Raw genomic sequence first — 21,653 nt, 5'->3', positions numbered from 1 at the left:
GATCTGCTCATCATTTAAAGTTGCTTCTATAAACGGCACAACAGTATTAGTTGGTCGCGACTTCTGCTTGCTCTTCTTTGGCAATAACAGCATTGCCATCAACATTGGCGTTGTCCCCTTCAACCACTACGGCTTTTTCTACGCCTGTAGTAGCGGCTGCTTTTTGTGCAGCAGCGGTTGAGCTGGTGCCAAAATAACTGCCAGTGATCTGATCATAAGTCCCTTTTTCTTTTAACTCAGCCAACGCTTTGTTGAACTTAGCAATCAGTGGATCACCCTTACGGAACGCAATACCCATGGCATCTTGGTCAGTAATGATTTCTTGGCCTTTTATTTCATAACCTTTGCCCGCGTCGGTTTTTAACCAATCCACACCCGTGACTTTATCAGACATCATGGCACGTACACGACCTGACGTCAGATCCAGATACGCATTGTCTTGGGTATCATAAAGCTTGATGTCAGCATCGGCATGCTCATCTTGCAGGTATTGTGAGGCGACGGTTGAACGCTGTGAAGCGATAGGCTGGCCCTTTAAATCTGCCACACTGACGTCATCGCCTTTTTTACCGATCAAAATAATACCAGTATGAAAATACGGGTCGCTAAATTCGACGACTTCTTGACGTTCAGGGGTGATTGTCATACCAGCGATAACGGCATCAAATTTCTGCGCGTTTAGTCCTGGAATCAGGCCATCCCAATCTTGAGAAATAATGTCACACTTCGCCTGCATTTGCGCACACAAAGCATCGACCAGCTCGATCTCATAGCCAATCAATTTGCCATCAGCATCTGTATAGCTAAATGGCTTATAGCTCGATTCGGTGGCAATTTTTATGTTCAATGGTGCATCAGCTTGCGTATCAGTAGCAGCACCTTCTTCTGGCGCTGAGCTATTGTTACAGCCTGCCAGCATTAATAGCGCGGCACTGAGTGGTGCCAGCCAAAACGCTTTGCTTTTTAGAGACTTATGTTTTAAAGATGATGTCATGGATATTGTCATGTTTGCTATTCCTTCGTTTTTCAATCAGAAGATTATGGACCAATAGAGGATTATTGACCAAAGTTCGCTTGCTCAAGACGTGCCAGTTCACCATTACTACGGATTTCACTAAGCGCTTTATTAAAGTCGTCTCTGAGGGCATCACCTTTACGAACAGCAATGGCAATATTATCGTCATTGTCGATTTCATCACCAACAATACCGAAGCCTTCAGGGTTGTCTGCCAACCATGATTTTGCAGATACTTTTTCTGCCAATACGGCATCACTACGACCAGACTTCAAATCTAGATAGGCATTGTCGTAATTGTCATACAACTGCACGGTATTACCGTTTTTGCCTTCATAGTTGTCTTGTAGATACGCACCAGGCGTGGTTGAACGTTGACCACCAAGCGTCAAGTTACTAATCGCCTTCGGATCAAATTTGCCGTCGGTACTGGTCAGCCAAACCATGGTATTGGCGAAGTAAGGTTCGGTAAAATCAACCTTTTCTTGGCGTTCAGGCGTGATCGACATACCCGCCACAACCGCGTCATATTTTTGTGCCAACAGACCAGGAATGATACCGTCCCAATCTTGAGCAACGATTTCACATTTGGCTTCCATCTGCTTACACAAAGCGTTAGCCACATCTATATCATAACCTGCCAAGCTGCCATCGGCATTGGTATAGTTAAAAGGAGGGTAAGCGCCCTCGGTTGCGATACGAATGGTCTTGCCAGACGTGTCTGCTGCCGCTGCATCAGCGCCGGCATCCGTAGCATCATTAGCAGGTTGACTACAAGCACTTAGCATTAACGCGGCGGTAATAGTCATCGATGACCACAATAGGCGAGAATTCGACATCATATATTCCTTAAATTCTGATGGGTTTTAATACGAGGTTCTGATGTTTTGTTTTCTGACGTCCCTGCCAGACAAGCAATATAAAGCGTAGAATATACCGAAGCCTACTATCACTGGCTGTCGGTAAGCTTTCTGATAATACCTGACTCAAATATCAAAAACAAACATTTTGCATACCAACTGTCATTAAAGTGTAATAAACAGTGAGCGTGACTTATGAAGTATTTATTGACGGGTTCTGCAAGACACTAGGATGATAAAATTGTTATCACCCTAGGCTTTGAATACGGTGTTTGAGGACCAGATTTTTGAATACCAGTCTTTTAAAGACTATACGCTTAAATATAAGACTAGTTCTGACGATGCGATGCCATGAAGTCTTTGACACGCTCAGAGGTAGGATTATCAAATACTTGCTCAGGAGTACCAATCTCCTCAATCACGCCTTGATGTAAAAAAACGACTTTGCTAGAGACTTCTCGAGCAAAACGCATCTCATGAGTGACAATCAGCATGGTACGGCCTTCTTCCGCCAACTCTCTCATAACAGCCAGTACCTCATTGACCAGCTCAGGGTCTAGCGCTGAGGTCGGCTCATCAAACAAGAGGACTTGTGGCTGCATGGCAAGCGCTCGAGCGATAGCCACACGCTGGCGTTGACCACCAGAGAGATTCGCTGGATACGCATCTTTTTTATCCAGCAAACCGACTTTATCCAGTAGCTTTTCTGCATCACTAATCGCTTGGGCTTTCTTGATCTTGAGAACCTGCGTTGGCCCTTCAATAATGTTTTGCAAAATTGTTTTGTGCGGCCACAAGTTAAAGTTCTGAAAAACAAACCCTACCCGAGCACGCAGGCTTTCGAGCTGCTTTGTGTCTGCGGCTTGCAACTCACCTGATTTAGCAGGTTTCAAAATCAGCTCATCATTACCAATAATGATACGACCTTGATTTGGCTTTTCGAGCAAATTGATGCAGCGTAGCAAAGTAGATTTGCCTGAGCCAGAGGAGCCCAAAATAGAGATAACATCACCATCGTATGCAGTGAGTGACACCCCTTTTAGCACTGCGAGTGAGCCGTAGCTTTTATGGACGTCTTGTAAATCTAAGGCGATAGGCCGAGTCGGATTTTTTGCAGTATCAAGCATGGTTTAGCAGACTTCCAATAAATATGAGTGAAAACGTCAATAAAAAGAGACAGACATGTCGTATACAGATTCGTTTTACATAGTATAACTGTCAACCATAGTATTATGGTGATACCACTATGACTGACAAGACAAAAAGTAAAATGTCATATTGTCTCTTATTGAGCGGTAAAAAGGCAAATCTTGTATAAGCCTAGTCGGTCTAAGCAAACAAAAAAATAAAGCCCAAACTGCATTGACAGCTTTGGGCTTTATTTTATCATTTAAATGTACTGGACGTGACGTTATCTGAGCGAGGGCTTAGTAGGTCGAAACGTGCTCTGAATCTTCAGTACCATCGAGCATTTCTTTGTCATCAGCGCCTACGGTGACTTCATCGTTGGCACTTGCCACCGCCACATCATCTGTGCTGCCATCATTGGCACTAGCGACTGCCACATCATCATTTGCTGTTGCTACACCAGTTGCGCCATCTTCTACCGCTGTCTGTGCGTCAACTGCCGTTTCGGTCTCCATGGGTGCTTCATCTTTTTTACCACAAGCGCCCAATGTTAATGCGGCCGCCACCAAACCCACGGTCATCCAAGTTTTTTTGCCACTATTATTGTTAATCTTCATTGTTCTGCTCCATTAATAATTACGAGTATCTGATTGGTACTAATGCCTCACTATACTCAGGATTATTCAAGTCTACCTTAGTAGTTACACCTCAGTTCTGTTAAGGCTCGTAACGATGCAACGGATATTGCCTATATTGTGACATCATAGGGAAGTCACAGACAAAACGGACAAGATGAGTGTAAAAAGAAAAATAATTACCTTTTATGAAAGGTATTTGTTCACAAAACCATCTTTACTATCGCCCCAATCTCCTCTATGTTAAATAGCATAATGTCTTATGGGCATACAAATTTTCTTTCTGTTACATTTTTGCCTTTAGGCACTTTTTCATATTTAAAACATCAATCACTATATAAGGAAAATAATTTATGAGCCAAGCGAATACCACAGACGTAACCACTTATATGCACACTGTTGGCAAACAGGCCCGAGCTGCTTCACGGGCGCTCGCTGCTGCCAATACGGGTGATAAAAACTCAGCGCTAATGGCAATTCACGATGTATTAGAAGCGGCGAAACAAGATATCTTATCTGCCAATAAAATTGACATGGATAAGGGTAAAAGCAACGATTTGGATGCCGCGTTACTTGATCGTCTTGAACTAAACGACGCGCGTTTTGATGGCATGTTACAAGGTTTAAAGGATGTGGCGGCGTTACCAGATCCTATTGGTGAAGTCACTGACATGACTTATCAGCCATCAGGCATTCATTTGGGAAAAATGCGCGTGCCGCTTGGCGTGGTTGGTATGATCTATGAGTCGCGTCCTAATGTGACGTTAGAGGCGGCGTCACTGGCCCTAAAATCAGGTAATGCGATTATCTTGCGAGGCGGTTCAGAAGCGTTTGAATCCAATCAAGCGATTGCCAAGTGTATCTTGGAGGGTCTACAAAAAGTTGGGCTGTCTGAGCACATTGTGCAAGTCTTACAAACGACTGATCGCGCCGCTGTCGGTGAACTGATTACCATGACTGATTATGTCGACGTTATCGTACCACGCGGTGGTAAAGGTCTGATTGAACGTATCAGTCGTGACGCGCGTGTGCCTGTGATTAAGCATCTAGATGGTAACTGCCATACCTTTATTGATAGTGATGCAGATGCCCAAATCGCTATCAAGGTGAGCGTCAATGCAAAAACGCACCGCTATGGTACTTGTAACACTATGGAGACACTGTTGGTTGATGAATCAGTCGCCGATAATCTATTACCAAAAATTGCTGAAGCGATTATTGCGGCTGATGATGCCATGCAACTGCGCCTTGACGACAAGTCTCAGGCTATTTTAAACGACAATAATGCCTTAAAAGGTCATCTATCTGCCGCGACCGCTGAAGATTGGGACACTGAATACTTAGCGCCTATCTTGGCTGTCAAAGTCGTATCAGGTATTGACGAGGCAATTGATCACATCAACACTCATGGCAGTCATCATACGGATGTGATTATTACTGACAACTATACTAAGTCGCAGCGCTTCATCCGTGAAGTGGACTCTGCAAGCGTGATGATCAATGCCTCTAGCCGTTTTGCAGATGGTTTTGAGTACGGATTGGGTGCAGAGATTGGTATCTCAACTGATAAGATCCATGCTCGTGGCCCTGTTGGTCTTGAAGGTCTCACATCACAAAAATGGATTGTTTATGGTCATGGTGAGACGCGTGCTTAATGTATGGCCTCTGCATTTTGGCTGGTAACCTACCATATAGCGTCTAATTTACAGTATAATTGATAAAAAAAACGTCAGCCCAATCGCTGGCGTTTTTTTATTAACGCTCGATATATTTGGCAGCCGTATCAGTATTTTTTGCATCATAGACGAGTTTAGAGGAAACGGGCCCATGCAGAGTGGCAAAATTAAACGCTGGTATCAAGAAAAAGGCTATGGCTTTATCGAGGTAGATAACCAAAGTGAAGACGTGTTTTTTCACGTGAGTAAGGTTCGCTTATCGTATCCTATCTCTATCGGCCAACAGGTATACTTCAATAGTGAACGCAATGCGAAAAACCAGTTAAGAGCCACAGAAGTTACCTCTACTTCCTTGAGTATAGTCGAGGATATGGACGTAGCCCCTCCTCAGCATGCATTTAGCCCTACTGCCCGAAATCAGTACTCTCAAGGCAAGCATTATTCTCAAGACGATCTAAGCACTCGCCGCCATGAGCAACCCAAAAAGAGCGTTGTATCTACTTTATTTATTCTCATGGCCTTTATCGCGGTTGCCGTGTATGCCTTTGGGGACTTCACCTCTTCTCTCTTTGCTGATAATGCCACGCCTGCGGTATCACACTCATTCTCCGAAACTTCAGACCAAGCGCCTACTCTCAATATCACGGGTGATGCGCAAGTCGATAAGACGATTGCGCTGATTCAACAAGGCGGCCCATTTCCGTATCCGCAAAAAGACGGCACAACCTTTTATAATCGTGAAGGCAAACTGCCAGCACAGTCGCAAGGCTATTACCGCGAATATACCGTCCCTACCCCTGGCTTGTCACATCGCGGTGCGAGGCGCATCGTCACTGGTGGCTATCCTCCGACCGTCTACTATCTGACTGTCGACCACTATGAGAGCTTTCGCAGATTACAGGTACAATAAAATGAGCCAAGCCATTTACTATGTCAGTCAAAGCTGTCTTGATCAAAACTGCATTAACCAAAAAGGTACAGCACTAAGTGCTAGCATCTTGGCACAGGCTGTTAACATACCTGTAAACAAGGTATTAAATAAAACCACCTTATTAACGAATTTGGCACATGCTTGTGATTTTCCCAGCTACTTCTCACTTAACTGGGATAGCGCATGGGATTGTCTTACAGACAGCTCAGTGTCCTATTTGACGCTGAACCTAGCAACAGTAGACACGATCAATACTGAAGATTTCAATACTTTTAAGCGCATCATTGAAGATGCTTACAGAGATTTTGGTAAGCCGCAATTGTGGGTTATTATGCCGCCCGCGGACAGCGTTTAATCTGACAAAAACGGCTTAACTGCGAATCATCATATCAACCTGAATTCGAGATAAAGCCATATTTATCCCGAATGCGGGTTAATTCATTTGTATAGAAAGGATTAACATATGGAAATTACCTTAAACGGCTATTACACGCTGATATTGGCCACCTTAGTGCTACTACTTGGGCGCGTTTTAGTAAGAAGAATTAAGTTCCTAGAGGACTTCAACATTCCAGAGCCGGTCGCTGGTGGTTTGGTTGCAGCCATTGTGGTTTATGTTCTCAATATCGTTTGGGGATACAGTTTTAACTTTCATCAAGGGTTGCAGACAGCGACGATGCTGATGTTCTTTGCGTCTATCGGTTTGAGTGCTGATTTCAGTCGATTAAAAGCAGGTGGGACACCGTTATTAATCTTTACGATTGTGGTGTCGGTCTTCATTGTATTGCAAGACATCGTTGGTGTCGCTATGGCAAGCGTACTGGGTCTTGATCCGTTACTTGGATTGGTAACAGGTTCTATCGCTCTGACGGGTGGTCATGGTACGGCTGGTGCATGGGGCATTACCCTAGAACAAGAATATGGCGTGGTTGGCGCAACGACGCTTGGTATCGCAGTGGCCACTTATGGTCTGGTCGCTGGTGGTATTATCGGTGGACCAGTGGCAAAGCGTTTGATTCAAAACCTTGGTCTAAAACCGACCCCTGCCAATCAAAACCCTAGTGACATCGAGAAGGTTGCAAACGCGCAATCACTTTATAGTACCAAGCACGACGAAGACTCGGCACACAGTAATAAAGAGATCTTTGAGAGACCTGATAGCATGCGCTTTATTACGGCCTCCTCTACGATTGAGACACTTGCGTTGTTTGCAGGGGCGTTGGCTTTCGCTGAGGTAATGACACTTGTCGCTGAGGGCACATGGTTTGAGCTGCCTACCTTCGTTTGGGCACTAGCGGGCGGGGTTATCATTCGTAATGTCTTAACCACGGTATTCAATTTTGATATGTTTGATCGCTCTATCGATGTATTCGGTAATGCTTCTTTGAGTCTATTTTTGGCCATGGCGCTGTTGTCTCTAAAACTTTGGCAGCTGACTGACTTGGCAGGTCCTGTCTTGGTGATCTTGCTTGTACAAACGGTCATTATGATTGTTTATGTTTACTTTATTACGTTCAAAGTCATGGGCAAAGATTATGATGCGGCTGTCCTATCAGCAGGACATTGTGGGTTCGGTATGGGTGCAACTCCAACGGCGATTGCCAATATGCAGGCGGTGACTGACCGTTATTTGCCTTCACCTAAAGCATTTTTGATTGTGCCGATGGTTGGTGCTTTCTTTGTCGATATTGTCAACGCTACGGTATTGCAGATATTTACTAAACTGCCGTTTATGTAACTAGCTATCGCGATAAACTCAAAAGTTAAATAAACAAAATAAAAACCGCCTAGCAAACGCTAAGCGGTTTTTTTAAATCTTAAGTCACTTACTTTTCTGTCATTCTTCCCATGCTTTGACATTGAAAATACTTTATTCATAACTCATTAATATCATTTTGCCAAGTTATCTAGCATTGTAGAGAGCCATGCATTGTTATCGGCAATATACGTCTCTCCTAGCGCCAAGATCTCATCAGCCGCTTGCACAGAGTCAGGATGATCACTCATCGCTTCTTGTATATACGTCTGTCCATGCGACACCATATCTACCATACTCTGGTTAGTCACTTCAAAATGACATTGCCAGCCGAGCACCCACGTATCTAATTCTTTGTGTTTTGGTGTTTGATAAATAAACCCTTGATTGGCCCAAGTATGTGACGTGGCAATTGGCGTCGCGCCTTTGGGACATTCAAAACCATCACCATGCCAATGAAATACAGTGAATTCATTCTTTGGTAACCCTGCTAACAGCGGATGCGCAAGCCCTTGTTCTGTCAATTGAATAGGCAGCCAGCCAACCTCTTTGATGCCCGATGGCGCAACTTTTGCCCCCAAACTATCTGCAATTAGTTGTGCACCCAAGCAAACACCAATCACGGTTTTTCCATCATTAATACTTTGCTGAATAAAGGCTTTCTCATCGGCTAGCCACTCAAAGTCATTTTCATCATGAATACTCATTGGCCCACCCATAATGATTAGCCAATCAAAACTGTCTTGCGCGGGCAGCGGATCATTTTCATAAAAGCGCGTCACCGTAATACGATGACCTTTATTATCTGCCCATTGCTTAATAAAACTAAGCTCTTCAAAATCAACATGGTAGAGCGCATGGATTCGTAGCGTCATCAAATGCTCCTTTTATTAAAAAATAAAAACCGCCTAGCAAACGCTAAGCGGTTTTTTATTGAATACAGCACAAGTTAAAGCCAATTAACGCTTACTGGTTTTTCTCATAAACAGGAAGCTCTTTGCAGATTGCTTCTACTTTACCGCGTACTTCAGCTGCAACCGCTTCATCACCACGACTGTCTAGCACGTCACAGATCCAACCTGCCAAGTCGCCCGCTTGCGCTTCATTGAAGCCGCGAGTGGTAATCGCTGGCGTACCGATACGGATACCAGAGGTGACAAATGGTGATTTTGGATCGTTTGGTACGGCGTTTTTATTGACAGTGATATGTGCATCACCAAGCCATTTGTCTGCTTCTTTGCCCGTCATTTCTTGCTTCACTAGGCTGATCAGCATCAGATGGTTTTCAGTGCCACCAGAGATGATTTCGTAGCCACGATCTTGGATAACTTTTGCCATAGCTTGCGCGTTTTTGACCACTTGCTGCTGATAGGTTTTGAAGTTATCTTCTAGCGCTTCTTTGAAGCAAACCGCTTTTGCCGCGATAACATGCATCAAAGGGCCACCTTGGTTGCCTGGGAATACCGCTGAGTTTAGTTTTTTAGCCAGCACTTCATCACGAGACAAGATCAGACCTGAACGCGGGCCACGTAGGGTTTTATGCGTTGTAGTAGTCACGACATCAGCGAAAGGTACTGGGCTTGGGTATACGCCGCCAGCAACCAGACCAGCAACGTGCGCCATGTCTACTAGTAGATACGCGCCGACTTCGTCAGCGATGTCACGGAAACGCTGCCAATCAACCACTTGTGAGTACGCTGAGAAACCCGCGATGATCATTTTTGGCTTATGCTCACGCGCCAAGCTCTCTACTTGATCATAGTCGATAAGACCTGTGCCATCTACCAATCCGTACTGTACGGCATTGTAGTTCAGACCTGAGAAGTTGATGTGCGCGCCATGCGTCAAGTGACCGCCAGCGTCTAGGCTCATACCAAGTACCGTATCATTGGCTTCTAGCAATGCTAAAAATACCGCAGAGTTTGCTTGACTACCTGAATGCGGCTGGACGTTGACGTACTCAGCACCGAACAACTCTTTTGCACGATCAATGGCCAATTGCTCAATCACGTCGACATGCTCACAACCACCATAGTAACGCTTACCAGGATAGCCTTCAGCGTATTTGTTGGTTAGATCAGTGCCTTGCGCTTCCATCACTGCTTGTGAGCAGTAGTTTTCAGAGGCAATCAATTCGATATGATTTTCTTGACGCACGCTTTCTGCGGCCATCGCTTCAGCAAGTACGGGATCAAACGATTTGATAGAAATATCTTTAAACATAGTAATGTCCTAAGTAGTGACTGTCGTTGGATGTATCATTGAAAAAAAAGCTGATAGCCTGCTCACAATAAGACAACTACTGCGTCAACGTCGCCCGAAGTATGTTTGATACTTCTGCACACTCTGTTTTTGCATGCTGTTTCTGGTATGACCATCATTGTGAATGAGTCTATTAGCAAAGATTAAAATAAGAATAAACGCAGGCAATTGACCTGCCATTAACTTGACCGATCCGTCAATAAAATCGATATACATTGGCATCGACATCATCGCGAAAGCGTAAGTGTAACATGAAAATTTGTGTGACGAGCGCAAAAAAGCTCACCTTAAGATGAGCGAATTAAATGGCGATATCATACAGATAAATAGCCAATAGAATAAAGGATTTACTCACTATACATCTCCTATTCTACGGTTTTTTATATTTATATAGTCATAAAAGACTTTTACGTCTCACTAGGCGAAAAGGCAGGCAAAAATATTTCGCTAATCATTAATTTTCGACCATACCAATCGTATCGCGTCTGGCGTTGCCAGCCCTCACTTGTCTGTTGGATAAAGCGTTGATGTGGCAAGGTGCGACTGCGCTTAAATAATACGTAGCCGATCGGCGTACCTTTGAGTTGTTGCAGACGGCGTGCCCGACCTGTCAGACTGGGAATGGGAAAAATACTTTGCGCTTTTACCCATGGCTGCTCATCATTGCCATACAACTCGACTTCACGCACCCAAGCCAGCATAGGGCGAGCCAGCATCGCACCTTGTACCCCTAACTGTTTTTTTTGGGTCAACGACATCGACCGATACCCTTCAAAGGTGCGCTCTACGCGCAGCGGCTGCCCTGCTTTGATTTCTAGCACAGCAGTCAACGAGCCATCGACAGTTAACCATGGCAACAGCTCGGTGGGAGCAGAGAGATGATTACAACAAGAAAGAGGCTTACTGGGCATAGGCGTTAGCTAGTTAAGAAGTAGTAGAATAAAGGTAAATACAGTTCTGAGCATCAAAAACGATCGGTATCAAAGTCAGGCATATTATCGGCGTTAAATGGCAAGGCTTCAAACGCTTGCTGACGGTACTGTGCCATATGCTGTCGATCTTGCGTACAAAAATTACTAATCGCTGGTACAAATCGCGCATCATAAATGCGATGCAGGGAGTGCGTCATTGTTGGAATAAAACCTCGAATCAGCTTATGCTCGCCTTGCGTACCGGGATCAAAATACGTCAGGTTTTGTTCGATAGCAAACTCAATACCTTGATAGTAACACAACTCAAAGTGCAAGCTGTCGTACTCACCAAGCGCGCCCCAATAACGGCCATATAATGTAGGTCGATCAGTACTGTCACTGTTAGGATCATCATATAAGAACAAACTGCTGGCAATAATCTCACCGCGTGCGTCTAACGCTTGCGCGAGCATCAAGTGCTCAGACATATTTTGCGCCAATGCCATAAAAAAATCTATCGTCAAATAAGGCTGCTGACCGCGCACAGCATATGTCATGACATAACAATGATAAAAAGCTTTCCAATCCTCATCAGTGATCGCATCGCCGCGTTTGCGTTGACAAGTAATACCTTGCTCAAATACTTTACGGCGCTCAGCGCGGATGGTCTTGCGCTTTTTGGCTTTTAGGGTCATCAAAAACGCATCAAAATCTGCAAAAGGCTGACTGTCTTTGAGTAAGTCTTTATTTTGCCACAAAAACTGACATCCTTGTCGCTCCAGTATCGGCATCTCAATAGGCACAGGTTCTATGCCCTTATCTTGTGCTGCAATAGCAAGTTCTACATCCAGACCTGTCGGCATTGAATCGGTTGCAACATCAGCCATCTCTGATGTGACAAATAGTCCATGCCAGCTTGATGCGCCGACTTGCTGCGCAATGTCATCAACGCCTGCCATGGCAGTCTTTAGAATATCATTATCTAAGGTCTCCCCTTTTGCCAACCAAAGCCGCTGACCTGTAATCGGCGTATAAGGCACACTGGTTACCAGTCGAGGATAGTAATCCACCCCGTAACGCGCATAGGCTTCTGCCCATGAATGATCAAACACAAACTCGCCGCGATGATGACCTTTTATAAATACGGGCAACACTGCAATTGGTGTGATAGGAATGTCGGCAATATCCTGACTGTCACTCTCTACAGACTCATTTAGTGCAGCATCTACTGAGCTGTCTGTATCACGATAGACCAAAATGAATATGGGCAACCAGCCAGCCTGTTCACCTATCGCTCCTGTATCGCTGAGCGCTTGCCAAAAAGCAAATGACATAAAAGGCGTGTCTGGTGTCTGCCAATCTGCTTGGTCTTGCCAACTGGTATCGTTCATCAATGCGTATTTTAAATTCATACTTTTGCTTACTCTATGTTTGCCGATATTCTATCGATCAGTCATCTAGCCTAGCAAATTTTTACCCATTTGCTGTCACAATTTGCAAAATTGATAGCCGCATCAACAAAAAACCACCTACAGCTATATAGGTGGTTTTTTATTGTGATTATTTATTATATTGATGTGGCGGCTTTATAAAGCTTTGTTTAACGCTCAATAAAAAGACCATTTGGTCGCTCTAAAATAGAAGCAACGCCATTGAAACCACGTCGTGCTGGGCTAGTTGCACTGAAATTTTATAAGGATTATTACTTAAAATCTTCAAAAACCCTTTTTAGTCATACCGCCTTTTTCGTCAAGCCAACTGTCAGTAGTTGTATGGAAAAGATGATATTGAAGCCGATGGCTGGTAGAATAAGGCTGTTGTTAGCTTAATATAATTCAAATACATAGGATATGAGCGAAAACAGTATACTTAGTTCACTATATAAGATTGACAGCAAAGATTATTTATAGTGGATGAGCAGCCTGGCAGTAGTATGCCGTCTCGAAGCACACGTTTAGTGAAAATTAAAAAGAGACATGTTCAGCCGTTTCAAGAAAATTGAGAGCCAAATACGATGAGCTCAATCGCGCCGTTCACCACTGTATAGTAGGTTGTAAATGTAGAGTAGATTGTAAAACTTTGCTAAAACATAGCTGTCGTTAAACATATCCAACATCATATTTGTGCTTTATTTTTAACTCTAGCCTAAAGGAAGACACTACTAAAATGTCAAAAATTATTTATACAAAAACTGACGAAGCCCCAGCGCTTGCCACCCTATCATTTTTACCTATTGTTAAAGCCTTCACGCAGACAGCAGGCGTTTCTGTCGAAACCAGTGATATTTCTGTTGCCGCGCGCATATTGGCCGAATTCCCTGATTACTTAACCGAAGAGCAACGTGTTCCAGACAACTTGGCTGAGCTGGGTCGTCTGACGCAAGACCCAAACACCAACATCATCAAACTGCCTAATATCAGTGCCTCTGTACAACAGCTACGCGCTGCTATCAAAGAACTACAAGGCAAAGGCTACGCCATTCCTGATTTTCCAGATGATCCTAAAACGGAAGAAGAACAAGAAATTCGTAAACGTTATGGCAAAAGCTTGGGCAGCTCTGTAAACCCTGTTTTGCGTGAAGGTAACTCAGACCGCCGTGCGCCAAAAGCGGTAAAAAACTACGCTCGCAAACATCCGCATTCTATGGGTGAATGGAAACAGTGGTCAAGCACACACGTATCACACATGCACAGTGGCGATTTTTATGATGGCGAGCAGTCTATCACTCTAGACAAAGCACGCACTGTACGTATGGAATTGTTGACTGATGCTGGCGAAACCAAAGTATTAAAGCCCAAAATCGCTTTGCTTGACAAAGAAGTTATCGATCTTATGTTCATGAGCAAAAAAGCGTTGCTTGATTTTTATGAGCAAGAAATGGAAGATTGCCGCGAAGCCGGTATCTTGTTTTCATTGCATGTAAAAGCTACCATGATGAAAGTATCGCATCCTATCGTATTTGGTCATGCGGTTCGCATTTATTATAAAGACGCTTTTAAAAAGCACGCGGCACTGTTTGAAGAGTTGGGTATCAACGTCAACAACGGTATGGCCAGCTTGTACGAAAAAATCGCTGAGCTACCAGCCAGCAAACGTGAAGAGATCGAAAACGATTTGCATGCTTGCCAAGAGCATCGCCCACGCCTTGCGATGGTTGATTCAGCCAAAGGCATCACCAACTTCCATTCGCCAAGCGACGTCATTGTTGACGCCTCTATGCCAGCCATGATCCGCGCAGGCGGTAAAATGTGGGGCGCTGATGGCAAAATGTATGATTGTAAAGCGGTCATGCCAGAGTCTACCTTTGCCCGTATTTATCAAGAAATGATCAATTTCTGTAAATGGCATGGCAATTTTGATCCAACCACGATGGGTACTGTACCGAACGTAGGTTTGATGGCTCAAAAAGCAGAAGAGTACGGCTCACATGACAAAACATTTGAGTCAAGCGACAACGGCATCGCGCGTATTGTCGATGTTGAGACTGAAGAAGTCTTGCTTGAGCAGCGTGTTGAAGAAGGCGATATCTGGCGTATGTGTCAGACCAAAGACGAGCCTATCCAAGATTGGGTAAAACTTGCCGTCAGCCGTGCGCGCGAATCTAATACGCCAGTCATTTTCTGGTTAGACCCATACCGTCCACACGAGAACGAGCTCATCAAAAAGGTGAAAACGTATCTAAAAGACTATGACACCGAAGGTCTACACATCGAAATCATGTCTCAGGTTCGTGCCATGCGTTATACCCTAGAGCGTGTTGCTCGTGGTCTTGATACGATTTCTGCGACCGGTAACATTTTACGCGATTACCTCACTGACTTGTTCCCAATTTTAGAGCTAGGCACCAGTGCCAAAATGCTGTCAGTGGTACCATTAATGAAGGGCGGCGGTTTATTTGAGACGGGCGCTGGTGGTTCTGCACCGAAGCATGTACAGCAGCTTATCGAAGAAAACCACTTACGTTGGGATTCACTTGGTGAGTTTTTAGCATTGAACGTGTCTTTGGAGCATTTGGCCAAAAACGACAACAATGCAAAAGCGCAAATCTTGGCAGACACGCTTGATAAGGCAACCGAAAAACTGTTGCTAAATGACAAGTCGCCATCACGCAAAACAGGTGAGCTTGACAACCGCGGCAGTCATTTCTATCTAGCAATGTACTGGGCAGAAGAGCTGGCAGCACAAGATCAAGACGCTGAGCTAAAAGAGAAGTTCTCTTCGCTGTCAAAAAACCTTGAGTCTAACGAAGCGGCCATCGTTAAAGAGCTAAATGATGCGCAAAACAAATCAGTGGATATCAAAGGCTATTACTTGGCAGATGAAAAAATCGCTGAACAAGTCATGCGTCCAAGCAAGTTATTCAATGAGGCCTTGGCTTCTTTGTAAGCGCTTCAGAATGACAATGTTTTGATCATGTGCTGAGCTGGGTTAAGGGATGATTATTTAAAAGCTCTCATCCCAGCATCAGTCAGAATCAATCAAAGGCACCCCAAAGATATTAAATCTGCGGGGTGTTTTTTTGTGCACTCTATTTTTAAATCAATCTCTCTGCATAACACCTGTCATAAAAAAAGCCATCTACCTAAGGGGAGATGGCTTTTTTAGGGGTCTGCTTAGACTCTTTCGTGTTTGATAACTGCTTCCTCAGCTCGATGATGGATTAAGCATCCATATGTTTAATCACCGCATCACCAAATTCAGACGTGCTGAGCAAGGTCGCCTTTGGCATTAAGCGTTCAAAATCATAAGTCACTGTCTTCTGTGCAATCGCGCCTTGGATACCACCAATAATAAGATCAGCCGCTTCCGTCCATCCCATATCGCGTAGCATCATTTCAGCAGACAGAATCAACGAGCCTGGATTGACTTTATCCTGCCCAGTATATTTAGGCGCTGTGCCATGAGTCGCCTCGTAGACAAAAACATCACTGCCCTTATTGGCACCTGGTGCGATACCGATGCCGCCTACTTGTGCCGCGAGCGCATCAGAAATATAATCGCCATTTAGATTTAAGGTTGCCACCACGGAATAATCGGCAGGTCGCATCAAGATTTGTTGTAAGAACGCATCAGCGATGACATCTTTGATAATAATCTCATTACCTGTTTTCGGGTTGGCTAAGGTCATCCAAGGGCCACCATCCAATAATACTGCACCAAAACGCTCTGCCCCTACCTCATAACCCCACTCTTTAAATGCGCCTTCAGTAAATTTCATAATATTACCTTTGTGCACCAAGGTCACACTTGGTAGGTCATTATCAATAGCATGCTGAATGGCTTTCTGCACAAGTCGCTGTGAGCCTTCTTTTGATACAGGCTTAATGCCGATACCGCAGTCCTCTGAGAAACGGATTTTGGTCACACCCATCTCATTCTCTAAGAAGTTAATGACTTTTTTGGCCTCATTGCTGCCGGCTTTCCATTCAATACCTGCATAGATATCTTCTGAGTTTTCGCGGAAGATTACCATATCAGTCAGTTCAGGTTGACGAACAGGGCTTGGCACCCCTTCAAACCAGCGTACTGGACGCTGACACACATACAAGTCAAGCTCCTGACGTACCGCCACGTTCAATGAACGAAAACCCCCACCAACTGGCGTGGTCAATGGGCCTTTAATACTGACGACATAATCTTTTAAAACCTCTAGCGTCTCACTGGGTAAGTATTCACCATCATAGACCTTAGTCGCTTTTTCACCCAAATACACTTCCATCCAAATGATGGATCGTTTACCGTGATAGGCCTTGTCTACCGCCCCATTCACCACTTTTATCATAACAGGTGTGATATCAATCCCAATGCCATCTCCTTCGATAAATGGAATGATAGGATTGTTAGGCACGTTCAATGAAAAATCAGCATTGACAGTAATTTTTTCTCCGTCTCTTGGTACGATCACCTTATCATAGGCCATGGATAAATCTCCTTAGTTGTATATCAGGTATCACAAGCATATTTGGTACTTTTTTGCCAGTTCGGGCAATTCTACTGTGATGAGAACGCTCGTTCGCTAAAAACATTGATGAGTAAAACCATTGCGATATAGTATTGCCTATTATAATAACCACGAGCTTTTCCTTATTTGACTGTTTATCAAATCGATCGGCTCTGGCATAAGCAATATAGAAAAAGACACAAACTGTCTTGAATATTGTACTAAAATAGAGGGCTGAGCCATTCGTTTGCTAGCGTAGCGCTTGTAGGCGGGAATGGCTTATATAGATACCACTGCCATAATGATGATGCCTGATTTTTATGGGCCAATATGTAAACTATAGTAATTCACAGTCGGCCTTTTCGGCTCAATTGTGAGTATCAATCGCCGTTTGGTCAGAGATATTTTGCGCTGATTCATCCATGATTTACCTTCAGGAAATACCATTTTATGTCGACGTCCAGTCTCATTCTATTCAATAAGCCGTATGGGGTACAAAGTCAATTTCGTAATGATAGCAATAATGACCACACTACCTTATCTGACTATTTTACGGACAAATCATTGCGAGTCGCAGGTAGATTGGATGCGACGTCAGAAGGCTTATTGATTTTGACTGACGATGGCCGAGTGAACAAAGCGATTACACATCCACCAAAAGCCAATGCTGGACGTAAACAAGGTAAGACCTATTTGGTACAAGTTGAAGGCGTTCCTACTACTGAGCAACTTGATATGCTTCGTCGTGGCGTCATTCTTAAAGATGGTAAAACCTTACCATCCGATATCAAACACATCAGTGAAGAGACATTACCAATGCCACTTTGGCCGCGCAATCCGCCCATACGCGAACGCAAAAGTGTGCCAGACTCTTGGCTGATGCTAACGATTTATGAAGGTAAAAACCGTCAAGTCAGGCGCATGACCGCGCACGTCGGCCTACCTTGCTTACGCTTGATTCGCTGGTCGGTCGCTGGGTTTGAATTGGGTGATTTAGCCGTGGGTGAGTTTGTGCGTATTCATCTCAATAACGAGCGCTGTCAGCAGTTAGGACTTACCACTTGAGTCATTTTGCTCAACAACTCATGTTTGGCGACTACAGATACGACTGGTGATACTAAGTAAATATATTACGACTGGTTAAACATAGAGTCTCGAATCAGTAAGGTTCATCTGCTAGAATTTAAACCCTTATGGATTGTGTGATCACTTTCATCCATTTGCATTGAAATTTTTATAATAGGGATATGTCATGATTGCTTCTCGTCGTTTTGTCTTGTTGGCTACCAGCTTTTCTGTTGGACTCATGCTGAGTGCTTGCCAGCCGACAACGCAAGACAATGAAGCCGCTTCTGAAGAAATCACTGCGCCACCAGTCCCTGAGGTTACAGAAACCAGTAACGAAGATGAGACGGCGATAGAAAATCAAGATGACGTCAATGACACGCAAATGACCGACGTGCTAAGAGATTACACAAGAGCCATGACCAGAATGCACGATGAGATGATGATTGGCATGGGGTATAACGATCCTGATACGGCTTTTGCCAAAGCCATGCTTGGTCATCATCATGGCGCGATAGACATGGCAAAAATTCAGCTGAAATACGGCACCAATGATGCCATGCGCCAACTGGCTCAAAACATTATTGACACTGAGCAAGCTGAAGTTGATATTTTAAACAAATGGCTTGCCAGCCACCCTGATGTCTCCAAACCCAAACCCAATACCGCAGCCATGCAGCAAGCGTATGCAAGAAGTATGGACATATTGAACGGCAAAATGGTATTGGGTATTGCTGACCCTGTGCCTGACGTGGCGTTTGTACGCGGTATGCTGCCCCATCACATTGGTGCGGTAGAAATGGCCGAGATTCAACTAAAATATGGTACTGATGAGGAAATGCGTCAGTTGGCACAAGATATTATCAATACTCAACAACCAGAGATTGACTTGATGCAAAAGTGGATTGCAGACGTTGAGGCAAATGAAAGTACGAGCAATGAACTTGATAAACCTGAAGAAGTAAGCGGAAATTCTAAATCTGAAGAAAACGGAACGCTCAGTAAGACCGAAGACAGCGCACAATAGAGTATTTCTTAAAACCTTAATGCTCAGACGCTTGTTGTTAACGCGTTTATTTTTAACTCAACTATGAATTATCAAAAGACGGAATAAATATAATAGAAACCCCCTGCTAACAGTGCTTGGTTAGCAGGGGGTTTTGTCTTTAGACATCATTGTAGAGAGTCATTAAAACACCACTTTAATTTTGATGACGCTCCATAGCGTTTAACCATGTCTGCCAGCTGCCCACATTTTGTGACGGCTCATCGCTCTCTTCATTTAAATGTAGGCTGACCTTATAAGGTGTTAAAGCCTCATTATCGATGGCTTTCGCCGATTTAGGTCGTACATTAACTGCTATCAGCTCGTCACGACGAAACAGATGACATTCGACATCGCGATTTGCCTGACTGAGTGATACCAATTGCTTACTGGTGGCTTTGATGCCATCGATGGCAATGATCACATCATTGGCTGAAAAGCCAGCTTTGGCAGCCGCGCTATCACGCTGTACGCGATTGATCTTAAGGCCTGCTGGTGTTTCAGTACATCGTATGCCCCAAGGCACGTGTTTATCAAAAGTCTCTTTGGTATTGGTACGCAGTTTGACCCCACTTTCTCTCAGCATGGCTTCAATGGGCAGCTCTTCAACGCCATTGACATAGCGACGCTCAAAATCTTCCCAATCTGCAAGTGGTATAAATTGACCAATCACCACGCCCATATCAGCACTACTGATACCGATGCGTTTATTGTCATTTTGCTTAGCTTGATTATAGAAAGCTTTGACCACGTCAAATAAACGGTAGCGACCAGCGCTCTTTTGTAGCAGCATCAAATCCAAGCACAACGCAACCAGCGCCCCTTTATTATAATAACTGATGCCTGCATTGCCTGTGTTTTCATCGCTGCGGTACAGCTTAATCCACGCATCAAAACTCGACTCTGCAACGCTTTGATAAGCGCGACCTGGGGTTTGATAGTAGCGGTTGATTTGCTCAGCCAGCAGCTTAAGATAACTTGCTTTATCGACCACCCCTGATGCTTGCAACATAAAATCATCGATATAAGAAGTGAATCCTTCAAAGACCCATAATAGTGGCGTAAAAGCCTCACGGCGCAAATCGACCTCTAACATGACATCGGGGCGTACGGTCTTGACCCACCATGCATGAAAATACTCATGGCTGCAAAGTCCCAAAAACCGTTGGTAATCACTACTGGGTATCGCTGGCTCATCGATATTTGGTAAGTCACGGCGCGGCGTGATCAAGCTAGTAGAATTGATATGCTCTAGGCCGCCATAATCCTGACCGCTGGCAAACGTCATAAAGGTATAGTCTTTAAAAGGTGCGTCACCCAGCCAGTTTAGATACGTCTGACAAATCTGCGTCACATCTTGCTGCAATCTGCCCATATTGGCATGGTGCTTACCTGAAAGAAAAAACCGATGCGGTAGCGTCTGATGGGTATCATCATGAACAATGAAATCAAACGCGTCTTGCTCTGCAATCTCAAACGGATAATCGATAAATTCATGATAGTTATCTGCTTGTAACCCATAGCTATGTTGGCCATCGCCTTGTGATTCCTCAAGAGTCAAATGGGTCGAGGTTAAACCACATGATAAGCATACAAGGCTGGTTTCTTTGTCCGCCAAAAACGTGGCAGGCACCAGTAAGGTTGCCTTGATTGGCAGCAGCTCCTGCTCTTCTACTGCAAGCGCCAACGAGGTAAAGTTTCCATAGAGACGTTGTTGATCGACGTAAGCGGTTCGCACAGATAAATCGTAGCAGTAGACTTCATAGTCTACAACTACTGTCTGCCCTGCGTTGACTTGTGGCAGCTGCCATGTGTTTTTGTCTCTTTTTTGCGCGCGGTAAGCGTCAGAGAGCGTGTCTCCATCAAAAATTCGATACTGCACTGTAGTGATATTTCGAGCGAACTCACGCATCAAATAACTGCCTGGTATCCATGCTGGTAACCAAAGCTTAGGCGATGCTGTCAATGCGGTAAAGCTCAGCGATACATCAACCAGATGTTCCAAAAAGCGCTCAAAGTTGAACTGATAACGAATATCAGATGTTGTACTGTTGTTTGCGTGGGTCACATCGGTAGTCGTGTCCACTGATAGGTGTTTAGCGTTAATGGAAGTCATATTTTTTATCCTTATTTTTATCTTCATGGTAGAAGCACTGACCCAAAAACGCAACTGACAAACCGTGAACAGCAGTTTCACGCAGTCAAACTATAAAAAACCGCTTCTATTTTAAGAAAATAAACCATTTATTTAGATTAAATAGCATTTTTTCTTATTTTTGCCTTGAAAGTTATAGGACCCATCGCAATTAAAGATGCTAACTGCTAAAGTTACTTAAATAAACTGATGATAATTGACTAATGACGTGCCTATTGGGCTTGCTGATTGGATTTTTTAGGTTTATTGCAACCGTATTTAATTTTTTACATA

At 44.1% G+C, this 21,653-nt stretch carries 17 protein-coding genes; 7 read left to right on the top strand and 10 right to left on the bottom strand.

All coding sequences use genetic code 11. The features are described 5' to 3' along the window. Positions 1–46: 46 nt before the first annotated feature. From CZ794_RS13375 to CZ794_RS13360, 4 genes are all read right to left on the bottom strand, one after another. Positions 47–1,006 (bottom strand): transporter substrate-binding domain-containing protein, encoded by a 960-nt coding sequence (locus CZ794_RS13375; protein ID WP_087042071.1) that lies wholly within the window; start codon positions 1,004–1,006, stop codon positions 47–49. Between the two features lie 50 nt (positions 1,007–1,056). Further along, positions 1,057–1,857 (bottom strand): transporter substrate-binding domain-containing protein, encoded by an 801-nt coding sequence (locus CZ794_RS13370; RefSeq protein ID WP_179207317.1) that lies wholly within the window; start codon positions 1,855–1,857, stop codon positions 1,057–1,059. A 347-nt stretch (positions 1,858–2,204) separates the two neighbouring features. Beyond that, positions 2,205–3,002, bottom strand: coding sequence for an ABC transporter ATP-binding protein (locus CZ794_RS13365; protein ID WP_087042069.1), 798 nt, complete (start codon positions 3,000–3,002; stop codon positions 2,205–2,207). Between the two features lie 300 nt (positions 3,003–3,302). Next, positions 3,303–3,620, bottom strand: coding sequence for a hypothetical protein (locus tag CZ794_RS13360; RefSeq protein ID WP_087042068.1), 318 nt, complete (start codon positions 3,618–3,620; stop codon positions 3,303–3,305). A 371-nt stretch (positions 3,621–3,991) separates the two neighbouring features. Here CZ794_RS13360 and CZ794_RS13355 point away from each other — a divergent pair, with 371 nt between their 5' ends. From CZ794_RS13355 to gltS, 4 genes are all read left to right on the top strand, one after another. Beyond that, positions 3,992–5,293, top strand: a complete 1,302-nt coding sequence (locus tag CZ794_RS13355) for a glutamate-5-semialdehyde dehydrogenase (protein WP_087042067.1) — start codon at positions 3,992–3,994, stop codon at positions 5,291–5,293. A gap of 172 nt (positions 5,294–5,465) precedes the next feature. Further along, complete coding sequence (locus CZ794_RS13350; protein WP_087042066.1) at positions 5,466–6,224, top strand: ribonuclease domain-containing protein; 759 nt, start codon at positions 5,466–5,468, stop codon at positions 6,222–6,224. Between the two features lies 1 nt (position 6,225). Next, a complete protein-coding gene (locus CZ794_RS13345) occupies positions 6,226–6,600 on the top strand; it encodes a barstar family protein (RefSeq protein WP_087042065.1) in 375 nt (124 codons plus the stop codon). A 108-nt stretch (positions 6,601–6,708) separates the two neighbouring features. Then, the gene (gene gltS / locus CZ794_RS13340; RefSeq protein ID WP_087042064.1) at positions 6,709–7,983 is read left to right on the top strand and encodes a sodium/glutamate symporter; all 1,275 of its coding nucleotides are present in this window, start codon (positions 6,709–6,711) and stop codon (positions 7,981–7,983) included. Between the two features lie 152 nt (positions 7,984–8,135). Here the strand turns inward: gltS and CZ794_RS13335 are convergent, their stop codons facing one another. The 4 genes from CZ794_RS13335 to CZ794_RS13320 form a co-directional block, all read right to left on the bottom strand. Next, positions 8,136–8,876 carry a type 1 glutamine amidotransferase gene (locus CZ794_RS13335; protein WP_087042063.1) on the bottom strand — a complete coding sequence of 247 codons (741 nt, stop codon included), beginning with the start codon at positions 8,874–8,876 and terminating at the stop codon, positions 8,136–8,138. A gap of 91 nt (positions 8,877–8,967) precedes the next feature. Next, positions 8,968–10,224: a serine hydroxymethyltransferase gene (gene glyA, locus CZ794_RS13330; RefSeq protein WP_087042062.1), complete on the bottom strand. Its 1,257-nt coding sequence runs from the start codon at positions 10,222–10,224 to the stop codon at positions 8,968–8,970. A 446-nt stretch (positions 10,225–10,670) separates the two neighbouring features. Then, a complete protein-coding gene (locus CZ794_RS13325) occupies positions 10,671–11,174 on the bottom strand; it encodes a chorismate lyase (protein ID WP_087042061.1) in 504 nt (167 codons plus the stop codon). 53 nt (positions 11,175–11,227) lie between these two features. After that, positions 11,228–12,586 carry a GNAT family N-acetyltransferase gene (locus CZ794_RS13320; protein WP_087042060.1) on the bottom strand — a complete coding sequence of 453 codons (1,359 nt, stop codon included), beginning with the start codon at positions 12,584–12,586 and terminating at the stop codon, positions 11,228–11,230. 754 nt (positions 12,587–13,340) lie between these two features. Between CZ794_RS13320 and CZ794_RS13315 the strand changes: the two genes are divergently transcribed. Next, entirely contained in the window at positions 13,341–15,560 is a 2,220-nt protein-coding gene (locus CZ794_RS13315; protein WP_087042059.1) for an NADP-dependent isocitrate dehydrogenase, read from the top strand. Between the two features lie 274 nt (positions 15,561–15,834). On the opposite strand, the gene icd is transcribed toward CZ794_RS13315, so the two are convergent. Next, positions 15,835–17,094: an NADP-dependent isocitrate dehydrogenase gene (icd, locus tag CZ794_RS13310; protein WP_087042058.1), complete on the bottom strand. Its 1,260-nt coding sequence runs from the start codon at positions 17,092–17,094 to the stop codon at positions 15,835–15,837. Positions 17,095–17,565: 471 nt separating this feature from the next. Between icd and CZ794_RS13305 the strand changes: the two genes are divergently transcribed. Further along, positions 17,566–18,180: a pseudouridine synthase gene (locus tag CZ794_RS13305; RefSeq protein WP_087042057.1), complete on the top strand. Its 615-nt coding sequence runs from the start codon at positions 17,566–17,568 to the stop codon at positions 18,178–18,180. A 187-nt stretch (positions 18,181–18,367) separates the two neighbouring features. Further along, positions 18,368–19,207, top strand: a complete 840-nt coding sequence (locus tag CZ794_RS13300; RefSeq protein ID WP_087042056.1) for a DUF305 domain-containing protein — start codon at positions 18,368–18,370, stop codon at positions 19,205–19,207. Positions 19,208–19,382: 175 nt separating this feature from the next. On the opposite strand, the gene CZ794_RS13295 is transcribed toward CZ794_RS13300, so the two are convergent. Further along, positions 19,383–21,341 (bottom strand): M61 family metallopeptidase, encoded by a 1,959-nt coding sequence (locus tag CZ794_RS13295; protein WP_087042055.1) that lies wholly within the window; start codon positions 21,339–21,341, stop codon positions 19,383–19,385. Positions 21,342–21,653 lie beyond the last annotated feature (312 nt).

It is taken from the genome of Psychrobacter sp. JB385, assembly GCF_900163785.1.
Lineage (GTDB): Bacteria > Pseudomonadota > Gammaproteobacteria > Pseudomonadales > Moraxellaceae > Psychrobacter.
Note: the sequence above shows the minus strand (reverse complement) of the source record. Positions and strands in the feature narration are given on the sequence as shown.

Bases quoted from the DNA above. Each gene is read 5' to 3' on its own strand.
- CZ794_RS13375 (WP_087042071.1), bottom strand. From the start codon at position 1,006: ATGACAATATCCATGACATCATCTTTAAAACATAAGTCTCTAAAAAGC.
- CZ794_RS13320 (WP_087042060.1), bottom strand. From the start codon at position 12,586: ATGAATTTAAAATACGCATTGATGAACGATACCAGTTGGCAAGACCAA.
- CZ794_RS13295 (WP_087042055.1), bottom strand. From the start codon at position 21,341: ATGACTTCCATTAACGCTAAACACCTATCAGTGGACACGACTACCGAT.
- CZ794_RS13325 (WP_087042061.1), bottom strand. From the start codon at position 11,174: ATGCCCAGTAAGCCTCTTTCTTGTTGTAATCATCTCTCTGCTCCCACC.
- CZ794_RS13300 (WP_087042056.1), top strand. From the start codon at position 18,368: ATGATTGCTTCTCGTCGTTTTGTCTTGTTGGCTACCAGCTTTTCTGTT.
- CZ794_RS13305 (WP_087042057.1), top strand. From the start codon at position 17,566: ATGTCGACGTCCAGTCTCATTCTATTCAATAAGCCGTATGGGGTACAA.
- gltS (WP_087042064.1), top strand. From the start codon at position 6,709: ATGGAAATTACCTTAAACGGCTATTACACGCTGATATTGGCCACCTTA.
- CZ794_RS13315 (WP_087042059.1), top strand. From the start codon at position 13,341: ATGTCAAAAATTATTTATACAAAAACTGACGAAGCCCCAGCGCTTGCC.
- CZ794_RS13355 (WP_087042067.1), top strand. From the start codon at position 3,992: ATGAGCCAAGCGAATACCACAGACGTAACCACTTATATGCACACTGTT.
- icd (WP_087042058.1), bottom strand. From the start codon at position 17,094: ATGGCCTATGATAAGGTGATCGTACCAAGAGACGGAGAAAAAATTACT.
- CZ794_RS13350 (WP_087042066.1), top strand. From the start codon at position 5,466: ATGCAGAGTGGCAAAATTAAACGCTGGTATCAAGAAAAAGGCTATGGC.
- CZ794_RS13360 (WP_087042068.1), bottom strand. From the start codon at position 3,620: ATGAAGATTAACAATAATAGTGGCAAAAAAACTTGGATGACCGTGGGT.
- CZ794_RS13370 (WP_179207317.1), bottom strand. From the start codon at position 1,857: ATGATGTCGAATTCTCGCCTATTGTGGTCATCGATGACTATTACCGCC.
- CZ794_RS13345 (WP_087042065.1), top strand. From the start codon at position 6,226: ATGAGCCAAGCCATTTACTATGTCAGTCAAAGCTGTCTTGATCAAAAC.
- CZ794_RS13335 (WP_087042063.1), bottom strand. From the start codon at position 8,876: ATGACGCTACGAATCCATGCGCTCTACCATGTTGATTTTGAAGAGCTT.
- CZ794_RS13365 (WP_087042069.1), bottom strand. From the start codon at position 3,002: ATGCTTGATACTGCAAAAAATCCGACTCGGCCTATCGCCTTAGATTTA.
- glyA (WP_087042062.1), bottom strand. From the start codon at position 10,224: ATGTTTAAAGATATTTCTATCAAATCGTTTGATCCCGTACTTGCTGAA.